Annotated in this window: 22 protein-coding genes; 2 read left to right on the forward strand and 20 right to left on the reverse strand. The window is 70.3% G+C overall.

Translation table 11 applies throughout. From position 1 onward, the window contains the following. Positions 1-52 precede the first annotated feature (52 nt). The 5 genes from frr to ACIPV1_RS04825 all read right to left on the reverse strand — a co-directional run bounded on the left by frr (position 53) and on the right by ACIPV1_RS04825 (position 5,092). Entirely contained in the window at positions 53-607 is a 555-nt protein-coding gene (gene frr / locus ACIPV1_RS04805; protein ID WP_111086089.1) for a ribosome recycling factor, read from the reverse strand. 47 nt (positions 608-654) lie between these two features. After that, the gene (gene pyrH / locus ACIPV1_RS04810; RefSeq protein ID WP_402725847.1) at positions 655-1,374 is read right to left on the reverse strand and encodes a UMP kinase; all 720 of its coding nucleotides are present in this window, start codon (positions 1,372-1,374) and stop codon (positions 655-657) included. Between the two features lie 126 nt (positions 1,375-1,500). Beyond that, positions 1,501-2,328: a translation elongation factor Ts gene (tsf, locus tag ACIPV1_RS04815; RefSeq protein WP_111086087.1), complete on the reverse strand. Its 828-nt coding sequence runs from the start codon at positions 2,326-2,328 to the stop codon at positions 1,501-1,503. Positions 2,329-2,410: 82 nt separating this feature from the next. Continuing rightward, positions 2,411-3,337 (reverse strand): 30S ribosomal protein S2, encoded by a 927-nt coding sequence (rpsB, locus tag ACIPV1_RS04820; protein ID WP_111086086.1) that lies wholly within the window; start codon positions 3,335-3,337, stop codon positions 2,411-2,413. Positions 3,338-3,649: 312 nt separating this feature from the next. Then, entirely contained in the window at positions 3,650-5,092 is a 1,443-nt protein-coding gene (locus ACIPV1_RS04825) for a sugar porter family MFS transporter (RefSeq protein WP_402725848.1), read from the reverse strand. A gap of 345 nt (positions 5,093-5,437) precedes the next feature. Between ACIPV1_RS04825 and ACIPV1_RS04830 the strand changes: the two genes are divergently transcribed. Continuing rightward, positions 5,438-6,028, forward strand: a complete 591-nt coding sequence (locus ACIPV1_RS04830) for a M23 family metallopeptidase (protein ID WP_402725849.1) — start codon at positions 5,438-5,440, stop codon at positions 6,026-6,028. A gap of 175 nt (positions 6,029-6,203) precedes the next feature. On the opposite strand, the gene ACIPV1_RS04835 is transcribed toward ACIPV1_RS04830, so the two are convergent. The 9 genes from ACIPV1_RS04835 to rplS form a co-directional block, all read right to left on the reverse strand. Beyond that, positions 6,204-7,142 (reverse strand): tyrosine recombinase XerC, encoded by a 939-nt coding sequence (locus ACIPV1_RS04835; protein ID WP_402725850.1) that lies wholly within the window; start codon positions 7,140-7,142, stop codon positions 6,204-6,206. Positions 7,143-7,167: 25 nt separating this feature from the next. After that, a complete protein-coding gene (gene dprA, locus ACIPV1_RS04840; RefSeq protein WP_402725851.1) occupies positions 7,168-8,415 on the reverse strand; it encodes a DNA-processing protein DprA in 1,248 nt (415 codons plus the stop codon). Then, positions 8,412-9,935: a YifB family Mg chelatase-like AAA ATPase gene (locus tag ACIPV1_RS04845; RefSeq protein ID WP_402725852.1), complete on the reverse strand. Its 1,524-nt coding sequence runs from the start codon at positions 9,933-9,935 to the stop codon at positions 8,412-8,414. Before ACIPV1_RS04845 ends, dprA begins: the two co-directional genes overlap by 4 nt. Further along, positions 9,932-10,321 carry a YraN family protein gene (locus tag ACIPV1_RS04850; protein ID WP_123294793.1) on the reverse strand — a complete coding sequence of 130 codons (390 nt, stop codon included), beginning with the start codon at positions 10,319-10,321 and terminating at the stop codon, positions 9,932-9,934. Before ACIPV1_RS04850 ends, ACIPV1_RS04845 begins: the two co-directional genes overlap by 4 nt. 152 nt (positions 10,322-10,473) lie before the next feature. Continuing rightward, positions 10,474-10,821 (reverse strand): Lsr2 family protein, encoded by a 348-nt coding sequence (locus ACIPV1_RS04855; protein WP_111086073.1) that lies wholly within the window; start codon positions 10,819-10,821, stop codon positions 10,474-10,476. 105 nt (positions 10,822-10,926) lie between these two features. Continuing rightward, a complete protein-coding gene (locus ACIPV1_RS04860) occupies positions 10,927-11,250 on the reverse strand; it encodes a DUF2469 family protein (protein WP_111086072.1) in 324 nt (107 codons plus the stop codon). 238 nt (positions 11,251-11,488) lie between these two features. Next, positions 11,489-12,187, reverse strand: a complete 699-nt coding sequence (locus tag ACIPV1_RS04865; protein WP_123937691.1) for a ribonuclease HII — start codon at positions 12,185-12,187, stop codon at positions 11,489-11,491. Then, positions 12,184-12,927 carry a signal peptidase I gene (lepB, locus tag ACIPV1_RS04870; protein ID WP_402725853.1) on the reverse strand — a complete coding sequence of 248 codons (744 nt, stop codon included), beginning with the start codon at positions 12,925-12,927 and terminating at the stop codon, positions 12,184-12,186. Before lepB ends, ACIPV1_RS04865 begins: the two co-directional genes overlap by 4 nt. Before the next feature lie 133 nt (positions 12,928-13,060). Continuing rightward, complete coding sequence (gene rplS, locus ACIPV1_RS04875; protein WP_123339832.1) at positions 13,061-13,417, reverse strand: 50S ribosomal protein L19; 357 nt, start codon at positions 13,415-13,417, stop codon at positions 13,061-13,063. Between the two features lie 167 nt (positions 13,418-13,584). On the opposite strand from rplS, the gene map reads away from it, so the two are divergent. After that, positions 13,585-14,376, forward strand: coding sequence for a type I methionyl aminopeptidase (gene map, locus ACIPV1_RS04880; protein WP_123937690.1), 792 nt, complete (start codon positions 13,585-13,587; stop codon positions 14,374-14,376). Between the two features lie 211 nt (positions 14,377-14,587). Here the strand turns inward: map and trmD are convergent, their stop codons facing one another. From trmD to ACIPV1_RS04910, 6 genes are all read right to left on the reverse strand, one after another. After that, positions 14,588-15,280, reverse strand: coding sequence for a tRNA (guanosine(37)-N1)-methyltransferase TrmD (gene trmD / locus ACIPV1_RS04885; protein WP_123937689.1), 693 nt, complete (start codon positions 15,278-15,280; stop codon positions 14,588-14,590). 5 nt (positions 15,281-15,285) lie between these two features. Continuing rightward, complete coding sequence (rimM, locus tag ACIPV1_RS04890) at positions 15,286-15,831, reverse strand: ribosome maturation factor RimM (protein ID WP_123294799.1); 546 nt, start codon at positions 15,829-15,831, stop codon at positions 15,286-15,288. A 19-nt stretch (positions 15,832-15,850) separates the two neighbouring features. Continuing rightward, positions 15,851-16,087 carry an RNA-binding protein gene (locus ACIPV1_RS04895; protein ID WP_111086067.1) on the reverse strand — a complete coding sequence of 79 codons (237 nt, stop codon included), beginning with the start codon at positions 16,085-16,087 and terminating at the stop codon, positions 15,851-15,853. Between the two features lie 3 nt (positions 16,088-16,090). After that, the gene (gene rpsP / locus ACIPV1_RS04900) at positions 16,091-16,504 is read right to left on the reverse strand and encodes a 30S ribosomal protein S16 (protein ID WP_111086066.1); all 414 of its coding nucleotides are present in this window, start codon (positions 16,502-16,504) and stop codon (positions 16,091-16,093) included. A 164-nt stretch (positions 16,505-16,668) separates the two neighbouring features. Next, complete coding sequence (locus ACIPV1_RS04905) at positions 16,669-18,789, reverse strand: FAD-dependent oxidoreductase (protein ID WP_402725854.1); 2,121 nt, start codon at positions 18,787-18,789, stop codon at positions 16,669-16,671. Between the two features lie 4 nt (positions 18,790-18,793). Next, positions 18,794-19,639 (reverse strand): SDR family oxidoreductase, encoded by an 846-nt coding sequence (locus tag ACIPV1_RS04910; protein ID WP_131879825.1) that lies wholly within the window; start codon positions 19,637-19,639, stop codon positions 18,794-18,796. Between the last annotated feature and the right edge of the window lie 20 nt (positions 19,640-19,659).

Here is a 19,659-nt window from a genome sequence, read left to right on the forward strand (position 1 = left end):
TCGGGTCCGTGCTCTGCTGTGGGGCGTTCACCGCCCTGGTCCGGGCGGCGCATCAGACCTCGAGGAGTTCGGCTTCCTTCTTCTTCAGCGACTCGTCGATCTGGTCGACGTGCTTCTTCGTCAGGGCCTCGAGGTCCTTGTCGCCGCGCGAGATCTCGTCGTCCGAGATCTCACCCTTGAGCGCGTCGAGGTCGTCCTTGGCCTTGCGGCGGATGTTCCGGATGACGACCTTGTGGTCCTCGCCCTTCGTCCGCACGAGCTTGACGAACTCCTTGCGGCGGTCCTTGGTGAGCTCCGGGATCGTCACGCGGACGATGTCGCCGTCGTTCGTCGGGCTGGCGCCGAGGTTCGGGAACGTCGCGATGGCGCGCTCGATCTCCTTGAGCGCCGTCTTGTCGTACGGCGTCACGATGAGCGTGCGGGCCTCGGGCGTCTGCAGCGACGCGAGCTGCGCGAGCGGCGTCGGCGTGCCGTAGTACTCGACCGGGATCTTCTGGAAGAGCGCCGCGTTGATGCGGCCGGTGCGGACGGTCGAGAAGTCGTCCTTGGCGACCTCGACAGCCTTCGCCATCTTCTCGGTGGCTTCGGTCAGGACATCACTGATCACGGTGTTACTCCTTCGGTACTGGCGTCGAGTCTAGTCAGCGGTGCGGGTCAGTTGCTGACCACGGTGCCGATGCGCTCGCCACGGATGGCGGCCTGGACGTTGCCGTCGCCCTCCATGCCGAAGACGTGCATCGGCATGCCGTTGTCCATGCAGAGCGAGAACGCGGTGGCGTCGACGACCTTCAGACCCTTCAGGAGCGCGTCCTGGTAGGTCACGTGGTGCAGCTTCTCGGCCGTGGCGTCCTTCTTCGGGTCCGCCGTGTACACGCCGTCGACACCGTTCTTCGCGACGAGGACCTCGTCGGCCTTGATCTCGAGTGCTCGCTGCGCGGCCACCGTGTCGGTTGAGAAGTACGGCAGACCGGCGCCGGCGCCGAAGATGACGACGCGGGCCTTCTCGAGGTGCCGCTCGGCGCGCCGCGGGATGTACGGCTCGGCGACCTGGGTCATCGCGATGGCCGACTGCACGCGCGTGGCGGCCCCGGCCTGCTCGAGGAAGTCCTGCAGCGCCAGCGCGTTCATCACGGTGCCGAGCATGCCCATGTAGTCGGCACGGCCGCGGTCCATCCCGCGCTGCGAGAGCTCGGCGCCGCGGAAGAAGTTGCCCCCGCCGACGACGATCGCGATCTCGACCTCGCGCGCGGCGACGGCGATCTCCTTGGCGATGGCCCCGATCACGTCGGGGTTCACGCCGAGCGATCCGGCCCCGAAGGCCTCTCCCGACAGCTTCAGCAGTACGCGGCGTCGTCCGGTCTTCTCGTCGGTCATCTGATCGCACCCTTCGTCGTGGTCTCGTGGAAATGTACTCGCGGATGTGTCGCGTGTGTGTCGCGCCCGGAGGCGCGAAAAACGGGGCCAGGAACCTGGTTGGTTCCTGACCCCGTCACGGGTTCGTTACGCGCCGACCTTGACGCGGGCGAAGCCCTGGATCGTGATGCCGGCGTTCTCGGCGGCCTTCGCGACGGAGATCTTGTTGTCCTTCGCGTAGTCCTGGTCGAGGAGCGACACCTGCTTGATGTAGGCGTTCACCCGACCCTCGACGATCTTCGGGAGCGCAGCCTCGGGCTTGCCCTCCTCGCGCGTGATCGCCTCGACGGTCGCACGCTCCTTGGCGATCTCGTCGGCCGGGACCTCGTCGCGGGTCAGGTACGTCGGGTTCGCGAACGCGACGTGCTGGGCGATCGAGCGGGCCTCGGCAGCGTTGTCACCCTCGTACGCGATGACGACGGCGATCTGCGGCGGCAGGTCCTGGCTGGTCTTGTGCAGGTAGATCTCGAAGGCCGAGCCCTCGACACGGCGGACCGTGCGGACCTCGAGCTTCTCGCCCAGTGCGGCGGCCGACTCGTTGACGACCTCGAGGACGGTCTTGCCGTCGACGGGGGCGGCGTTCGCGGCGGCGACGTCAGCTGCACCGGCGGCCGCGACGGCCCCGAGCACCTTGTCGGCCAGCGTCGTGAACTTCTCGTTCTTCGCGACGAAGTCGGTCTCGCTCGCGAGCTCGACGACCGTGGCGGCGCCGTTCTCGGAGCTCGCGACGACGACGCCCTCGGAGGTGGCACGGTCGTCGCGCTTGGCGACGGCCTTCGCACCCTTGATGCGGAGCAGCTCGACGGCCTTGTCGTAGTCGCCGTCGGCCTCGACGAGCGCGTTCTTCGCGTCCATCATGCCGGCGCCGAGGTCCTCGCGGAGCTTCTTCACGTCAGCAGCGGTGAAGTTTGCCATTGACTGTCCTTTCTGGACGGTACGTGTGTGGAGAGTGGTGACGCAGGCGCCGGACCCGATCGGGTCCGGCGCCTGCGACAGGTCACTCGGCGGGGGTGGTCTCCGCGGCTGCCTCGGCCTCGGCCGTCGGCTCCGCGTTCTTCGCGTCGTCGGCGATCGGCTCGCCGATCTCCTTCGCGGCGACCTGCGCGTCAGCGTTGTTCTCCTCGACGGTCGCACCCTCAGGAGCGGCGTCGGCGGACGGCGTCGCGGCGTCGCCACCGAGGAGCTCCTGCTCCCACTCGGCGAGGGGCTCTGCGGCCTCTTCGTCGTCGCCACCGTTGTGGCGGGTCTTCAGGCCCTCGGCCGCGGCGTCGGCGACGATGCGGGTGAGGAGACCGACGGAGCGGATCGCGTCGTCGTTGCCCGGGATCGGGTACGTGATCTCGTCGGGGTCGCAGTTGGTGTCGAGGATGCCGATGATCGGGATACCGAGCTTCTGCGCCTCGTCGACGGCGAGGTGCTCCTTCTTGGTGTCGACGATCCAGAGCGCGCTCGGGGTCCGCGTGAGGTTGCGGATACCACCGAGGGTCTTGTGGAGCTTGTCCAGCTCGCGCTTCTTGATGAGGAGCTCCTTCTTGGTGAAGCCCTTCGTCGTGTCGTCGAAGTCGATCTCCTCGAGCTCCTTCATGCGCGCGAGGCGCTTGGAGACCGTCTGGAAGTTCGTGAGCAGACCGCCGAGCCAACGCTGGTTGACGTACGGCTGGCCGACGCGGGTCGCCTGCTCGGCGATGGAGCCCTGCGCCTGCTTCTTGGTGCCCACGAAGAGGATCGTGCCACCGTGCGCGACCGTCTCCTTGACGAAGTCGTACGCGCGGTCGATGAAGGCCAGCGACTGCTGCAGGTCGATGATGTGGATGCCCGAGCGCTCGGCGAGGATGAAGCGCTTCACCTTCGGGTTCCACCGACGGGTCTGGTGTCCGAAGTGGACGCCGCTGTCGAGCAGCTGGCGGATGGTGACGACGGCCATGTGCCGTCCTCCTTCTGTGTTCTCGGAGCGCAGCTGTGCTGTGCCCCTGTTGCGGTTGTGTCGAGCACGACCGGAGGTCGTGATCCCTGGTGTCCTGGCACGCGACCGCCCGCTCGTGAGAGCGGGACCGGTGGTCGGGTGCCGGGTCGGAGACGGCGAACCGTTGACGACCCTGTGGACACGCGAAGTCAGCGCGCATCAGCGCACTGCTGGAGAAATGCTAGCAGACAGGAGGCCCGGATCACGCGCGCCGACCGGCTGACGTGATCCGGGCCTCCTGTCCGGTGTTCTGGGTGTCTCAGACGCGACTGATCACGCCTTCGCGTTCACCGTGTCGCCCTCGGCGGAGATGCCCATCTCCTCGAGCGAGCGACCCTTGGTCTCCGGGATCTTCGCGATGACGAAGAAGAACGAGATCAGCGCGAACAGCGCGTAGATGCCGTACGTGACCGTCAGGTTGAAGCCGGACAGCACCGGGAAGGTGATCGTGACGATGAAGTTCGCGACCCAGTTGGCGGCCGAGCCGATGCCGAGCGCCGTGGCGCGGATGCGGTTCGGGAACATCTCGCCGAGCAGCACCCACATGAGCGGACCCCACGTCGCACCGAACGACACGACGAACAGGTTCGCGAAGACGAGGGCGATGACGCCCCACGCGCCGGGCAGGCTCGGGTTGCCGTCCACGATCGTCGACTGCGAGAACGCGATCGCGACCATCGCCAGCGACACGAACATGCCGGCGGAACCGGTGACGAGCAGCGGCTTCCGACCGACCTTGTCGACCAGGAAGATCGCGATGAACGTGACCGCGACGTTGACCACCGACGTGATCGTGGAGATGAGGAAGGAGTCGCTCTCCTTGAACCCGACGGCCTGCCAGAGCGTCGTCGAGTAGTAGAAGATCACGTTGATGCCGACGAACTGCTGCAGGACGGCCAGGATGATGCCGACCCAGACGATGGGCTGCAGGCCGAAGCGGTTGCCCCGGATGGAGCCCTTCTTCTCGTTGGCTTCCTTCTTGATGCCGTCCTGGATCTCCTCCAGGCTCGTGTTCACCGTGTCGCGCGGGACGATCTTCGTCATGACCGCGCGGGCGTCCTCCGTCCGCCCCTTGGCGAGCAGGTAGCGCGGCGACTCCGGCAGCGTGATCGCCAGGATGCCGTAGACCACCGACGGGATCACGCCGACCAGGAACATCCAGCGCCAGGCCGGCAGGCCGAAGACCTCGGCGGACGCGCTGCCTGCCGTGACGGCGAAGAACTGGTCGGAGAGCAGCGCGGCGAAGATACCGAGCGTGATGGCGAGCTGCTGGAACGAGGCCAGGCGCCCGCGGATCGCCTTCGGCGACACCTCGGAGATGTACGCCGGCGCGATCACCGAGGCCGTACCGATGCCGAGGCCGCCGACGAGGCGCCACAGGACGAAGTCCCACGTGGCGAACGCGAAGCCCGAGCCGATCGAGCTCACGAGGAACAGCACCGCGGCCCAGAACATCACCCGGGTGCGACCCCAGCGGTCAGCGAGTCGACCAGCGAAGTAGGCGCCGAACGCACAGCCGATGAGCGCGGACGCGACGGCGAAGCCGCTCGCCGCCTCGGACAGGCCGAACTCGCCCTTGATGGCCTCGACGGCGCCGTTGATGACCGACGAGTCGAAGCCGAAGAGGAAACCGCCCACCGCTGCTGCGATGGCGAACGCGGTGACCTTCCCCTTGAACGCACGGTCCTCGCCGTGCCCGGTGGCTGTGTTGGACACGATGCTCCTGGGTTCTGCCGGCCGTGCTGCTGTGGGCACGGTGCCCCGGCGGTCGGCTCGTTCGCCGTCCGTGCGGCGTTGCGTGGTCCGGAGCGGCCCCGACTGTACTCCTCGTGGTGGATGTGGTCATAACCGGGTGCGCTCGGTGCGCGGGGCGGGGCGGTCGGGGCGCGGGCGGGTCGGGAGTCGCCTCGACTCGGAACGACACCGTCGATGTCGTGCGACATCGAGGACGTCGTTCGTTGCGGTCGCTTCGTCCCTCCACAGGCCGGGAGGCCCGCCCCACCCTCCACGGACCGCCTCACCTCGGTCGTGTGGCCGGTCGGTGGCGGACAGAGTGACGGCATGCTCCTGTTCCCCGGCTCCGGCACTCGGCTCCCTCCGGTCGCCGCGATGGTGGTGGTGATCGGGATGCTCGGGGCGTTCTGGACGGCCACCGCGTCGTTGCCCGCACCCGTGCCCGCGCCGGAGGACCTGCGCGACCACCGGTATGGCACGGCGGCGACTCGTGCTGCCGAACCGTGGGTCTGGCCGACCGGCACGCGGGTGGTCGAGCGCGGGTGGGAGCCACCGTCCGACGACTACGCCGCCGGTCACCGCGGGCTCGACGTCCCGGCACCGCTCGGCACGACCGCGGCGGCGGTCGACGACGGCACGGTGGCGTTCGCCGGACCGGTGGGCGGCAGGAGCGTCGTGACGATCGACCACGGCGGCGGGCTCGTCAGCACCCTCGACTCGGTGCAGCCGCTCGTCGCCACTGGGGACGACGTCCGACAGGGTGATCCGGTCGGCTTGGTGTCCGTGGGGCACTGCCCGGCCTCGGCCCCGTGTCTGCACCTCGGCGCGCGGATCGACGGCCGCTACGTGGACCCGACGCCGTACCTTCCCGCGGCCGAGTGGCCCGTGCTGTTGCCGGAGTCCGCCTGGCCGGGGTGAGCGTCGGCGACGAGCGGTGGGCGACGTGCAACTTCGACGTGCGACGTCACGGTCGCGCCGTTCCAACGTTCCGGCGCCGCGCAGCCGCACGAGTGCGCGGCGCCGGTCCGGCGGTCGCTCGGCGCCGGTCCGACGGTCGCTCGCGGGGCACGGCGCCGGTCCGGCGGTCGCGCCGTCAGGCGCGCGGGTGGGCCGTCCGGTAGACCTCGCGCAGCCGTGCTGAGGACACGTGCGTGTAGATCTGCGTCGTCCCGAGGCTCGCGTGCCCGAGCAGTTCCTGGACCGCCCGCAGGTCCGCTCCCCCGTCGAGCAGGTGCGTCGCCGCGGTGTGCCGGAAGGTGTGCGGTCCGCTCGGCCCTTCGCCGGGAAGGTCCCCGAGCAGCCGAGCCACCACGCGGTACGCACTCCGCACCCCGAGCCGGCCACCCTGGTCGCCGAGGAACAGTGCCGTGCTCGGTACGTCGGCCCGCGCCGCGAGGGTCGGACGCCCCCGCGACGTCCACGCCTCGAGTGCGTCACGGGCCGGGACGCCGAACGGCACGACCCGCTCCTTCCCGCCCTTCCCGAGCACGCGGACCGTGAGCCGCCCGCGATCGACGTCGGCGACGTCGATGCCGACGAGCTCGCTCACCCGGATGGCCGCGGCGTACAGCAGCTCCACGAGCGCGAGGTCCCGCAGCGCACCGGGATCGTCGGTCGCTGCACGGGCCGCGAGGCCGTCGAGCAACCAACGGACCTGGTCGGCCGACACCACCCGCGGCAGGTGCGAGCCGCCCTTCGGTGCACGGAGCCGCACACCAGCGTCCGTCGCGGTCACCCCGGTCTCGCTCGCCCACCGGGTGAACGCCCGCACCGACGACGACCGGCGGGCGATCGTCGACCGTGCGAGCCCCCGCTGGTCGGCTTCCCACAACCAGTCACGGAGGAGTTCGAGGTCGACCCCGTCGATGCCGACGACGCCGCGTTGCGCGGCGAACCCGACGAACTGCTCGAGGTCGTTCGCGTACGCGCGGAGCGTCTGGTCGCTGAGTCCCCTGGCGTGTCGAGCGTGCCCGAGGAATGAGTCGACCGCTGCCACGAGTCGGTCTTCCTTCTGCTCTGCTCGGTCCGCCACGTCGTCAGCGTACGGCTGGCCGACGTCATGCGCGGCCCCACCCGCCGCTGCTGTGCGCCACGAGCCCCTGCAACTGCGCGAGCGCGAGGGCGTCCGCCACCGCCGCTCCGGACAGCCCGGACCGTCGAGCGATCTCGGCTTCTGGCAGGGCACGACGGCCGAGCGCGTCGAGGACCCGGACGACCTCGGGATCGCGCTGGACCGACACGAGGGGTTCGTCCGCCGCCGCGGTCGCACCGGATGGGGGCACGGGACGCATCGCGGCGACCGGGTCCCCCGGGTGCACGACGAGCTGCGCCCGGCCCTGCGCCACGAGCCGGTGGCACCCGACCGACGCCGAGGACGCGAACGCTCCCGGGACGGCGAACACCGGGCGACCGAGCTGCCCGGCGTGGTGTGCGGTGTTGAGCGCACCGGACCGCGCACCGGCCTCCACGACGACAGCGGCATCGGCGAGGGCGGCGATCAACCGGTTCCGGGCCAGGAAACGCCACCGGGTCGGGCGGGTCCCCGGCGCCGACTCCGCCACCAGGGCGCCCTGCCGAGCGACGTTGTGGAGCAGCTGGACGTTGCCGGCGGGGTAGAGCTGGTCGATCCCCCCGGCCAGGACCGCGATCGTCGGGGCCCCTGCGGCGATCGCCACCCGGTGTGCGACCGCGTCGATCCCGTAGGCGCCGCCGCTGACGATCGTGCAGCCGGCGTCCGCGGCGGACGAGGTGATCTCGGCGGCTGCTTCGGCCCCGGCGATGGTGTTCGCCCGCGACCCGACCACGGCCAGGGCGGGTGCCCCGTCGCCGACACCCGCCGTGGCGCTGCGAGTCCAGAGCACGAGTGGTGCGTGGGGGCCGAGGTCGTCGATCGCCGTCGGCCACCCAGCGGACCCGGGCACGAGCAGTCGTGCCCCGACGGCTTCGGCCGAGGCGACGACGTCGGCCACGTCGGACCGGACCAAGCGCGGTCGCCACCGGTCGATGGCCGTGTGCAGGACACCGGCGAACGCATCGGGATCCTCCGCACCGGGTACGCCGGCCTCCACACACCCGTCGAGCAGATCCTCGAACGCACCGTCGGCTGCCAGCAGGACCGAGCCGAGGGCGCGCTCCGACCCGAGGGCCGCCATGAGCTCACCGGCGACGGAGTCCCCGGGCTCCACGATCACGGACCACGCGACCCGAGCGGCGGTCTGGACCGGGTCCGACGCCCCGTCAGTCCCGAGGACCCGCCGGATCGCGGCGAGCAGTTCGCTGCCGTGGCCGGGCCCCACGCCGCTCACAGCGCGCTCCGCAGGGCAAGAGCACCCCGGACGTGTGCTCTGCTCGGACGGTTGACCGCTTCGAGGTCGGCGAGGGTCCACGCGAGCCGCATCACCCGGTCCCACCCCCGCATGGTCAAGGTGCCGAGGTCGAGCGCCCGGTCGAGCTCGGTGGTCGAACCGGGTTCGATCCGACCGTCCGCCCGCAGCCAGGCTCCGGTGACCTCGGCGTTCTTCGTCCACCCGGTGTCCCGGAGGCGTTCGGCCATCCGAGCGCGGGCCGCAGCGACGCCGGCGCGGGCCTCGGCCGTCGTCGGCGTGCTCCCGTCGGTACCACGCATCTTCCCGGTCGTCACCCGGGGCACGAGCACCCGGATGTCCATCCGGTCGAGCAGCGGTCCGGACATCCGCCCGAGGTAGCGCCGGACCGCACTCGGCGGACACTCACACGGTTGGCCGTGCGCTCCGCCGGCGTTGCCGCACGGGCAGGGATTGGCAGCGAGCACGACCTGGCACCGCGCGGGGAACTCGGCGGCGCCTGCAGCCCGGTGGATGGTGATCCGACCGGACTCGAGCGGCTGGCGGAGCGCGTCGAGCACCGCACGGGGGAACTCCGGTGCTTCGTCGAGGAACAGGATGCCGCCGGTCGCCCGCGACACTGCTCCGGGTCGCAGCACACCGGAGCCGCCGCCGATCAGGGAGATCGCCGACGCGGAGTGGTGCGGGGCCTCCCACGGGGGCTTCGTGCTCCACGACGCCGGCCCGAGTCCGGCGACGGACCGGACGGCGGCGACCTCGAGCGCGGTCGCGTCGTCGAGGTCGGGCAGGAGCCCGGGCAGGCGCTCCGCGAGCATCGTCTTGCCGGCACCGGGTGGACCGAGCAGGAGCACATGGTGCCCACCGGCCGCCGCGGCGACGACGGCGCGCACCCCGATCGGGTTCCCGACGACATCCGCCAGTTCGGCCACCGGGCGTTGGACCGAGGGCACCGGCACCGGCAGCACCGCGTCGACCTCGACCGGCGGCAGCAGCGCGCCGGCGTCGATCGCAGCCGCACGGAGTGAGTCGACCCCGGTGGTGCGCACGCCGTCGACCACGCGGGCCTCGGGCAGGTTGCCGATCGGCAGCACGACTCGGTCGGCCCCGGCGTCGCGGGCGGCGAGCAACATCGGGATGACTCCGGCGACCGGTCGGACCCGACCGTCCAGACCGAGCTCCCCGATGTAGACGATCCGCTCACTGACGTCGGGTGCGAGTCCGGCGCCGGCGAGCACGGCCATCGCGATCGCCAGGTCGAACCCGGAACCCCGTTTCGGGATCGCCGCGGGCGTGAGGTTCACCGTGATCCGACGAGCCGGCAACGGACACCCGGCGTTCGCAGCGGCGGCACGGACTCGCTCGCGCGCCTCGCCGAGCGAAGTGTCCGGCAGTCCGATGATGCTGAAGGCGGGCAGCTGGCTGGTCAGGTGGGCCTCGACCTCGATCCGGCGCCCGGTCACGCCGAGCAGGGCGACGGCCGCAGCACGGCCGATGCCCGTCACAGCACACCCGCCACGTGTTGCACGGCCGTCCGCGGGCCGTCGACGTGGACCGCGACCACGTCGATGCGGATAGCGCGTGCCGACACCTCCGGATGGGCGTCGAACCACTCGGCCACGAGTCGTCGCATCCGCGTGAGCTTCGTCGCCGTGATCGCCTCGAACGGATGCCCCGTCGTCGTACCGGATCGCGTCTTCACCTCGATGAACGCGAGTGTGCAGGAATCCCACGCGACGATGTCGATCTCGCCCCGGGCGCACCGCCAATTCCGCTCGAGGACCCGGAAACCCCGTTCGTGCAACCACGCCACGGCCTGGTCCTCGCCGAACCGCCCCAGGCGGCCGTTCCGGAGTGTTCGTCCAGGGCGATCGTGCAGCTTCTGTTCCATGTCATTGCCTCCACGGCAACGATCGCGGGAACGGCAGCGAGGATGTGCACCGACGAAGACTCTGTGGAATCAGACGACGACGATCGCCCTTGGGGAGGAATGACGAAGGACCCGGGTGATCGCGATCATCCGGGTCCTTCGTCGACAGCGGCTCAGTGTGCGGCTGCGTACGCTTCCTGCACCTGGGTCGAGATACGACCGCGGGTCGAGACCTCGTAGCCGTTCTCCTTCGCCCACTCGCGGATCTTGCCGAGCTCTTCGGAGTTGCCACGCTTCGGGGCCGACTTCGGCGCCGTGCTGCCGGTGCGACGACCGGAGACCTTGCGCGCTGCGGCGATGTAGTCGGAGATCGCTTCGCGGAACTTGTCGACGTTGTCGTTCGTCAGGTCGATCTCGTACGACGAGCCGTCGAAACCGAATTCGACCGTGCGACCTTCACCGGTGGTGATGGGGGAATCGTCGAGGTCGTCGACGAGCTGGACGGTGACCTTCTGTGCCATGCGCGGCTCCTGTTCATTGGACGGGAAATCCCGACCAGAATAGCGCGTGGAATTCCGGCACGTCACCGATCACCGGCGATTCACCGAATGCACCGGAATTGACGATCACTCGTCGAGTGCGAGTTCCTTCGGCAGTTCGAGTTCTCGCGATGTCAGTTCTTCGACATTCACGTCCTTGAACGTGAGGACGCGGACGCCCTTGACGAACCGGTCGGAACGGTAGACGTCCCACACCCAGACGTCGTTCATCGTCAGTTCGAAGTAGAAATCGTGTTCGGTGTCCCGGCGCACGAGTTCGACCTCGTTCGCCAGGTAGAAACGCCGCTCGGTCTCGACCACGTAGCGGAACTGCGACACGACGTCGCGGTACTCGCGGTACAGGGCCAGCTCGACCTCGCGGTCGTAGTCGTCGAATTCGTCCTCATCCATTGCGCCCACAGTCTACGGCGGCAGCCGCACCAGTGCGCGACAGCAGCTCGAGGGATGCACCCGAAGACGGAAGTGCGAGCAAGCTCGGCGTCCGCTCCCGATCCGAGCCCACCGAGGTTCCACAACACGCCGTGTGCGCTCCGCTGAGGTTCCGCTGCTGCACCGGGCATGGGCCGAGATGCCGAGATTTCGGAACCTCGCGCGCCACAGGCACGGCAGGGCGGGCGACCGCAGCGCGTCAGCTGACGAGCGCGTCGAAGCCCTCGAGTGACACGCTCGACGCCTGGTGCAGCCATGACTTGCGGTGCAGTGCGTGTGCTCCGACCGCGCGGATGGCGTCGTAGTGCGCGGTCGAGCCGTAGCCCTTGTTCGACGCCCAGGCGTAGTGCGGTGCCTCGTCGTGGGCCGCGATCATCAGGGCGTCCCGCGCGACCTTCGCCACAATCGACGCCGCGGCGACCGAGGCGCAGTCCCGGTCGGCCTTGACCTGCACGACGACCTCGAGCGGGTCCGTCGTCGGACGGAGCGAAGCGGGGACGGCACGGGTCAGCCAGTCGAAGGACCCGTCCAGCACGACGACGGCGCCGTCGAGCGACAGGCCACCGGCGACCAGCGACTCGAGCGCCTGCGCCCCTGCGGCTCCGAGCGCCGGGACGATCCCCTGCCGGTCGACGTACTCGGCGGACGCCATGCCGACGGCGGTGCGCGCCCACCGGGTCACCACGGGGACCAGGTCCGTCCGGCGGGTGGCGGACAGCAGCTTCGAGTCGGCCAGACCCTGCGGGACCCGCCCGACGTCGATCGTCACGGCCGCGACGCCCACGCCGACGGGACCGGCGATCGCACCGCGTCCGACCTCGTCCATCCCGATGACCGTGACACGGCCTTCGGCCAGCAGCCGCTTCTCGACGCGGAGGGAGGGGCGGACGGGGGTCACTGGTCGCGCTCCTCCACCCCGGCGAACACCTCGGGGTGGTCGTCGAGCCACATCCAGCGGCTCGTCGGCCAGGAGATCACGAAGGCGCGGCCGGTCACGTCGGACAACGGCACGAACCCCTTCGACGGCGTGTCCCCGTTGTAGCGGGAGTCCTTGGAGTCGTTGCGGTTGTCGCCCATCACCCAGATGGTGCCCTTCGGCACGGTGACGGAGAAGTCGGTCGCTGAAGCAGGGGCGCCGGCCGGCAGCTTGAGGTACGGCTCCTTGATCGGGACGCCGTTCACCGACATCTGCCCGAGGTCGTTGCAGCAGGAGACCTTGTCCCCTGGCAGACCGATCACACGCTTGATGAGGTGGTCGTCGCTGTCGCCCGTCCCGAGGCCGATCTGCGTGAGGACCCAGTCGATCGCCTTGGCGGGCTGGGTGTCCGGCGTGACGCTCGGCACCTCGGACCCGGCGAGCCATCCACCCGGGTCCTTGAACACCACGACGTCGCCGCGTTTCAGTGCCACGACACCCGGGACGAGTTCGTTGACGATCACGCGGTCGTTGATCTGCAGCGTGTTCTCCATCGACGCCGACGGGATGTAGAACGAGCGGATCAGGAACGTCTTGACCAAGAACGACACGAGCAGCGCCGCGATGAAGATGATGACGAGGTCGCGGAGGAATGTGAGGATCCCGTTGCGCTGCTTCTCGGGCCGGGGCCTGCGCCCGGATTCCTCAGTCGTGTCCGTCATTTCCGCTCTCGTTCACACCGTGCCCGCCCGGGTTCAGCGGGCGCAAAGGGAAAGCCCCCCGTCGATGCACAACCGTACATCGGCGAGGGGCCAGCAGCGGCGTCCGGCTCGCGGGCGCTCACTGTGAAGGCGATCAGGCGTCGCGCTTCTCCTTGATCTTGCGGCGGGCCGCCTTGCCGCGCAGTTCGCGCAGGTAGTAGAGCTTCGCGCGACGGACGTCACCCTTGGTGACGATCTCGATGTGGTCGATGATCGGCGAGTGCACCGGGAACCAGCGCTCGACGCCGACCTGGAAGCTCACCTTGCGGACCTTGAAGGTCTCGCCGATGCCGTGGCCCTGGCGGCCGATGACGACACCCTGGAAGACCTGGATACGCGAGCGCGTGCCTTCGACGATGTTCACGTGCACCTTGATGGTGTCACCGGCGCGGAAGTCCGGGACGTCGGTCCGCAGCGATGCTGCGTCGACGTTGTCGAGGAGCTGGCTCATGGCTGTTCTACTCTCTGCGGACGCACACGGGTCGCCGCGGATCGATGTCTGATGAAGTGGTGGTGCGTGCCCGGTGTCGGCGACTCCCCCGTGGCAGAGTCCAGCCAGGGCACCGCGATCCATACTGCCACACAGAACGCCGGGGGCAAAACAGCGAGGATGGACCCATGATCGAACTGCGCACCCCCACGGAACTCGACGGACTGCGCGTCGCCGGTCGGTTCGTGGCCGACGTCCTCGACGAACTGCTCGCCACGGTCGACGTCGGCGTGAACCTGCTCGAGCTCGACCGCGTCGCCGCGCGGATGATCGCCGACCGGGGCGCCGAGAGCTGCTACGTCGACTACCACCCCTCGTTCGGCAAGTCGCCGTTCGGCAAGAACCTGTGCACCTCGGTGAACGACGCGGCGCTGCACGGTCTGCCGTTCGACCACGTGCTGCAGGACGGCGACCTCCTCAGCCTCGACTTCGCCGCGAGCGTCGACGGCTGGGTGGCGGACTCCGCCGTGTCGGTGCAGGTCGGGACGCCCCGCGACGAGGACCAGACGCTCATCTCGACCGTCGAGCGCGCCCTGGCTGCCGGCATCGCGCAGGCTGCTCCGGGCAACAAGCTCGGCGACGTCTCGCACGCGATCGGGCACGTGGCGAAGGAGGCGGGCTACAGCGTCAACCTGCAGTTCGGCGGGCACGGTGTCGGTCACACGATGCACGGCGACCCGCACGTGCCGAACGACGGGCGACCCGGGCGCGGTCTGAAGCTCCGGCCGGGCCTGGTGGTCGCGATCGAGCCGTGGCTGATGCAGGGCACCGACGAGCTGTACCAGGACGACGACGGCTGGACGCTCCGGAGCGTCGACGGCTCACGTGCTGCGCACGTCGAGCACACGGTGGCGGTCACCGAGGCCGGACCCGAGGTCCTGACCCTGCGTCGCGCCCAGCGCGCCGACCCGACCGCCTGACGGACGGGAGGCGCGGTGCGGTCCCGCCCCGCGCCTCCCGTCCGTCACTGGTCGCGACCAGTGCCCCAAAGCGACAGATCTCGGCTGTGGCCGCCGTCATGTGCGCGACAGCGACAGTTGTCCGCGGATGTTCCGCGGCAGACTGTCGCTTTCGCGAAAGCGACCAAACAGGCGGCAGGCCGCCGCCGGCCGGCAGCCGGACGCGCGCCCGTCAGGCAGGCGGCAGCAGGTCCGGCCGGACGCGCCGCGTCCGCTCCACCTGCTGCTCGTGCCGCCACGCAGCGACCTTGCCGTGGTGGCCGCTGAGCAGCACCTCGGGCACGTCGTGGTCGCGCCAGGACGCGGGCTTCGTGTACGAGGGGTACTCGAGCAGGCCGTCCTCGTGGGACTCCTCGACCAGGGACTCGGGGTTGCCGACGACGCCGGGGACGAGTCGCCCGACGGCCTCGATCATGGCCATCGCCGCGACCTCGCCGCCGTTCAGCACGTAGTCGCCGAGCGAGAGCTCGACGACCGAGCAGCGTGACGCCGCCCACTCGAAGACGCGGGCGTCGATGCCCTCGTACCGCCCGCAGGCGAACACGAGGTGGTCGGAGGTCGACGCGAGCGAGCGCGCGATGGACTGCTTGAACGGCGTGCCGGCTGGCGTCGGGACCACGAGGGTCGACGAGCCGTCCGGCCGCAGCAGGGCGTCCAGCGCCTGCGCCCACGGTTCCGGCTTCATCACCATGCCGGCGCCGCCGCCGTACGGCGTGTCGTCGACGGTGCGGTGCCGGTCGGTCGTCCAGGAGCGCAGGTCGTGCACGTGCAGGTCGAGCAGCCCACCGGAGCGGGCCTTGCCGAGCAGGGACACGTCCAGCACGGAGAAGAACTCCGGGAAGATCGTGACGATGTCGATCCGCACGGCAGCTAGTCCGTGACCGTCTCGGGCCGGGAGGTGTCCTCGGGGTCCTCGAACAGACCCTGCGGCGGCGTGACCGTGACGGTGCCGGACGCGATGTCGACCGCGGGCACGATCGCCGCGACGAACGGCACGAGGACCTCGCCGCGCGACGGGGTGTCGATCGCGAGCAGGTCCTGCGCCGGCATGTGGTCGACCCGGGCGACGGTGCCGACCTCGACGCCGTCGCGCAGCACCTTCAGCCCGACCAGCTGGTGGTCGTACCAGGCGTCGTCCTCGCCGGTCTCGGCGTCGGCGTCCTGCTCGACCCAGAGGATGATCCGGGCGAGCGACTCGGCGCCGGTGCGGTCGTCGATCCCCGCGAAGAACGCGACGGGGTGACCGTTGTACCAGCGGAGCTCGTCCAGCTCGAGGGTCTTGCCCGACCACGGTGAGTCGTCGGGGACCTGGAGCGTGAACGTGGCACCGGGGGTGAACCGACGATCCGGGTCGTCGGTGTAGAGCTCGAGCTTGATGCCGCCCTTGAGCCCGTGTGCCTTCGTGATTCGACCCACCCGGAGCTGGGTCGTCTCCCTAGGAATCGGTGTCGACCACGTCGACCCGCACACGCTTGCCGTCGGCCAGGGCCGAGACGAGGGTGCGGAGTGCCTTGGCGGTCCGCCCGGCACGACCGATCACGCGGCCGAGGTCCTCGGGGTGCACGCGCACCTCGAGGACCTCGCCCCGCGGGGAGGTGGAGCTGGCGACGCGCACGTCGTCAGGGTGATCGACGATCCCCTTGACGAGGTGCGTCAGCGCGGATTCGAGCAAGGACTACGCCTCGGTCGTCTCGTCGGCGGTCTCGGCGTCGTCGGTCTTGGCGGCGGGAGCCGTCTTCTCCGACTTCGGCTTGAGGACGGCCTTCTTCGAGGAGTCGACCTGGAAGGCCTGCTTCGGCTCGGCGACCTTGACCTTGGACGCGGTGTCCTTCTCGCCCTTGAACTTGGCCCAGTCGCCGGTCAGCTTGAGGAGGGCCGCGACCTGCTCGGTCGGCTGCGCGCCGACGCCGAGCCAGTAGAGCGCACGCTCGGACTCGATCTTGATGACCGAGGGCTCCTCGGTCGGGTGGTACTGACCGATCTCCTCGAGGACACGACCATCGCGCTTGGTGCGCGAGTCGGCCACGACGATGCGGTAGTAGGGCGCACGGATCTTACCGAGACGCTTCAGACGGATCTTGACAGCCACAATTGCTCCTGTTTGCTTACGTTGTGGTTGAACTGGAACCGCGGGCGTGGGGGCACACACGGTGAAAGCTCGAGAGAGATCGCTCACAGCTGGATAGAGGGTCGAGCTGCGGCGATTCGACCGTTCATTCTTACAGATTCCGGGCCGTGATGCGAGCCGACGCGCTACGGCGCGAGTCGCCGGACCGCTTCGAGGGCCTCGGACGTCGCGCGGACCGCGTCCACGCTCCGTGCGTCGCGTGCGCCGCCGACGACGGCGAACGGCACACCGGCGGCCTGGAGGCCCGTCACGAGTCCGTCACGCACGTCACCCTCGGTGTCGATCGCGCGTTCCTGCCCGGCGCAGACCACGACGGTGTCCGCCGGGATCGCACGCTCCTCGCCGTGCTCGTCGCGGATCCAGAGGGCACCGGGCTCGATGCGCAGGTACTCCTGCACGCCACCGACCATGCGCACCCCCGCGTCACGGAGGCGACCGATGGCGACCCAGCGCGAGGTGATCCCGACTCCCTGCCCGAACTTGCCCGATCGGCGGAGCACGGTGACGTCGGAGCCCGGCCGGATCGTGCGCGACGCCGCGGGCAGCCGCTGGGGGACGTCGCCGACGAGTTCCTCGGAGACGTCGAGGTCCCAGCGCGCGGCGAACTCGGTGGCGCGGACCGACTCGTCCGGCGACTCGGTCAGGAACGCTGCGGTGTCGACGCCGATGCCGCCGCCGCCGATGATCGCGACGGTGCCGGCCGGCACGCCCTCGCGCAGTGCCCGCTCGTACGACAGGACGTGCGGCAGGTGTGCTCCGGGGACGTCGACGTCGCGCGGGACCACCCCGGCGGCGAGCACCACGGCGTCGCTGTCGGCCAGGTCCGCAGTCGTGGCCGGGCGGCCGAGGTGCACCGTGGCTCCTCGTTCGTCGAGCTCGGCGCGGGCGGCCCGCACGGTGGCGGCGTAGTCCTCCTTGCCGGGGACGAGCGCGGCGAGGCCGAACTGGCCGCCGAGCCGGTCGGCGGCTTCCCACACGGTGACGTGGTGGCCGCGTCGGGCGGCGTCGACGGCTGCGGCGAGACCGGCCGGTCCTCCGCCGACGACGTCGACGCGCTTCGGGTCGGTGGTCGGACGCGCGGGGAAGGCGACCTCGCGGGCGGCGCGCGGGTTCACCAGGCAGGACACCGGCGCGCCGATGATCGAGCGGTCGAGGCAGGCCTGGTTGCAGCCGATGCAGGTGTTCACCAGCGCGAACCGGACCGCCAACGACCGGTTCACGAGCGCGGGGTCGGCGAGGAACGGTCGGGCCAAGGCGACGGCGTCGATGGTCCCGTCGGCGAGGACGGTCTCACCGTCGCGCAGGTCGGTCATCCGGTTCGACGCGATCACCCGGACGTCGGGGTACGACGAGGCGCGCACGACTCCGGCGATGCGCGCGGCGTAGGCGAGCCAGGCCCCGTGCGGCACGGCGGCCTGCACGGTCGGGGTGCGGGACTCGTGCCAGCCGATCCCCACCGAGATGCCGTCGAGCCCGAGCGGCAGCAGGTCGTGCACCAGGGCGTCGACGTCGTCCTCGGTCGACGAACCGGGCATCAGGTCAGCGCCGGAGAGCCGGATCGTCACGGCCAGGTCGGGCACCGCCGCACGGACGGCCTCGACGACCGCCACAGTGAAGCGCCGTCGACGCTCCGGCGAACCGCCCCACTCGTCGTCACGCAGGTTCGTCAGCGGCGACTGGAACTGGTTGATGAGGTAGCCCTCGGACGCCATGATCTCGACGCCGTCGAACCCGATGTCGCGCGCGGACCGGGCCGCGGCGGCGAAGTCCTCGATGGTGCGCTCGATCTCGGCCGGCGTCAGCTCGGTCGGCACCACGCCACGGGCGGCCGCCCAGGGCAGGGCCGACGGTGCCACCACGCGCTGGGGGTCCCCGTGCCGGTCGACCATCCCCGCGGCGAGCGCGTACCGCCCGGCGTGGAACAGCTGCGCGAGGATCGTGGAGCCCTCCTCGTGCACGGCGTCGACCGCGGCGCGGAACCGCTCGTCCGCTCCCCCGACACCGAACACGGCGAAGTCGGGGCCACCACGGGCCTCGTCGTTCACCGCGATGCCGCCGGTGATGATGCAGGCGGCGCCGCCGGCGGCACGTTCGCGGTAGAACGCCGCCATGCCGGCCCCACCGTCGTCGTGCACCTCGAGTCCGGTGTGCATCGACCCCATGACCACCCGGTTCGGCAGGGTCAGGGGGCCGAGTGTCCACGGCGAGGAGACGACGGCGAGCTCGGGCATGGCGACGGTGCTCATGCCCCTACTCTGCCGCGTCGACAGCCGCGTCGTCAGCAGGGAGCACCGCGTCGCGCAGCGGCGACGTCGTGTCCGCCCAGAACGGCGGGGCGATCACGGTCAGGCCACCGTCGACCGACAGCACCTGCCCGGTGATGTACCCGGCCTTGTCGGACAGCAGGAAGTCCACCGCGTCGGCCATGTCGTCGGCGGTGCCGGGGCGCTGCAGCGGGAGCTTCTCGAACACCGAGTCGATCGGCGCCTGGCCGGGGACCTTCGTGTAGAAGTACTCGAGCGAGTCGGTGTCGATCAGGCCACCGTTGACCGCGTTCACCGTGATCTGGCGCGGACCGAACTCGACCGCCATGTACTTCATATACGACTCGCTCATGGCCTTCGCCGCGCCGAGCGCGGCGTAGGTCGGGAACGCGCGGAGCGATCCGTACGAGGTCACGACGACGATGCGCCCACCGCGGTCCATCAGCTCGGCCGCACGCTGCGCCCCGAGCACGAACGAGCGGGCGTTGGTGGCGTAGCTGCGGTCCAGGTGGTGCAGCTTCAGTTCCTTGACCGGCTTGAACGCGCTGGCAGCGGCGTTCGCGACGAAGTGGTCGAGGCGACCGTAGGTGTCCCGTACCAGGTCGAACAGGGCGTCGATCGACTCCGGCTGCTCGATGTCGACCTGCGCGGTGATCCCGTCGCCGCCGGCGGCCTTGACGTCGGCGAGCGACTCCTCGGCCAGGTCGGCGTTGCCCTTGTACGTGACCACGACGGTCACGCCGCGCTGGCCGAGCTTCTGCGCGAGCAGGCGGCCGATGCCGCGCGAAGCGCCCGTGATCAGTGCGATGGGTGCGTTGGTGTTGTCGGTCACTGCGGTCCTCTACGTGCGTG

Origin of the sequence: Curtobacterium sp. NPDC089991, assembly GCF_044748425.1 — a bacterium.
Classification (GTDB): Bacteria; Actinomycetota; Actinomycetes; order Actinomycetales; family Microbacteriaceae; genus Curtobacterium.

What these genes read in the sequence shown, in the direction of transcription:
- pyrH (WP_402725847.1), bottom strand. Translation starts at nt 1,374, where the DNA reads ATGACCGACGAGAAGACCGGACGACGCCGCGTACTGCTGAAGCTGTCG.
- tsf (WP_111086087.1), bottom strand. Translation starts at nt 2,328, where the DNA reads ATGGCAAACTTCACCGCTGCTGACGTGAAGAAGCTCCGCGAGGACCTC.
- rpsB (WP_111086086.1), bottom strand. Translation starts at nt 3,337, where the DNA reads ATGGCCGTCGTCACCATCCGCCAGCTGCTCGACAGCGGCGTCCACTTC.
- ACIPV1_RS04830 (WP_402725849.1), top strand. Translation starts at nt 5,438, where the DNA reads ATGCTCCTGTTCCCCGGCTCCGGCACTCGGCTCCCTCCGGTCGCCGCG.
- ACIPV1_RS04850 (WP_123294793.1), bottom strand. Translation starts at nt 10,321, where the DNA reads ATGGAACAGAAGCTGCACGATCGCCCTGGACGAACACTCCGGAACGGC.
- ACIPV1_RS04855 (WP_111086073.1), bottom strand. Translation starts at nt 10,821, where the DNA reads ATGGCACAGAAGGTCACCGTCCAGCTCGTCGACGACCTCGACGATTCC.
- ACIPV1_RS04860 (WP_111086072.1), bottom strand. Translation starts at nt 11,250, where the DNA reads ATGGATGAGGACGAATTCGACGACTACGACCGCGAGGTCGAGCTGGCC.
- lepB (WP_402725853.1), bottom strand. Translation starts at nt 12,927, where the DNA reads ATGACGGACACGACTGAGGAATCCGGGCGCAGGCCCCGGCCCGAGAAG.
- rplS (WP_123339832.1), bottom strand. Translation starts at nt 13,417, where the DNA reads ATGAGCCAGCTCCTCGACAACGTCGACGCAGCATCGCTGCGGACCGAC.
- map (WP_123937690.1), top strand. Translation starts at nt 13,585, where the DNA reads ATGATCGAACTGCGCACCCCCACGGAACTCGACGGACTGCGCGTCGCC.
- ACIPV1_RS04905 (WP_402725854.1), bottom strand. Translation starts at nt 18,789, where the DNA reads ATGAGCACCGTCGCCATGCCCGAGCTCGCCGTCGTCTCCTCGCCGTGG.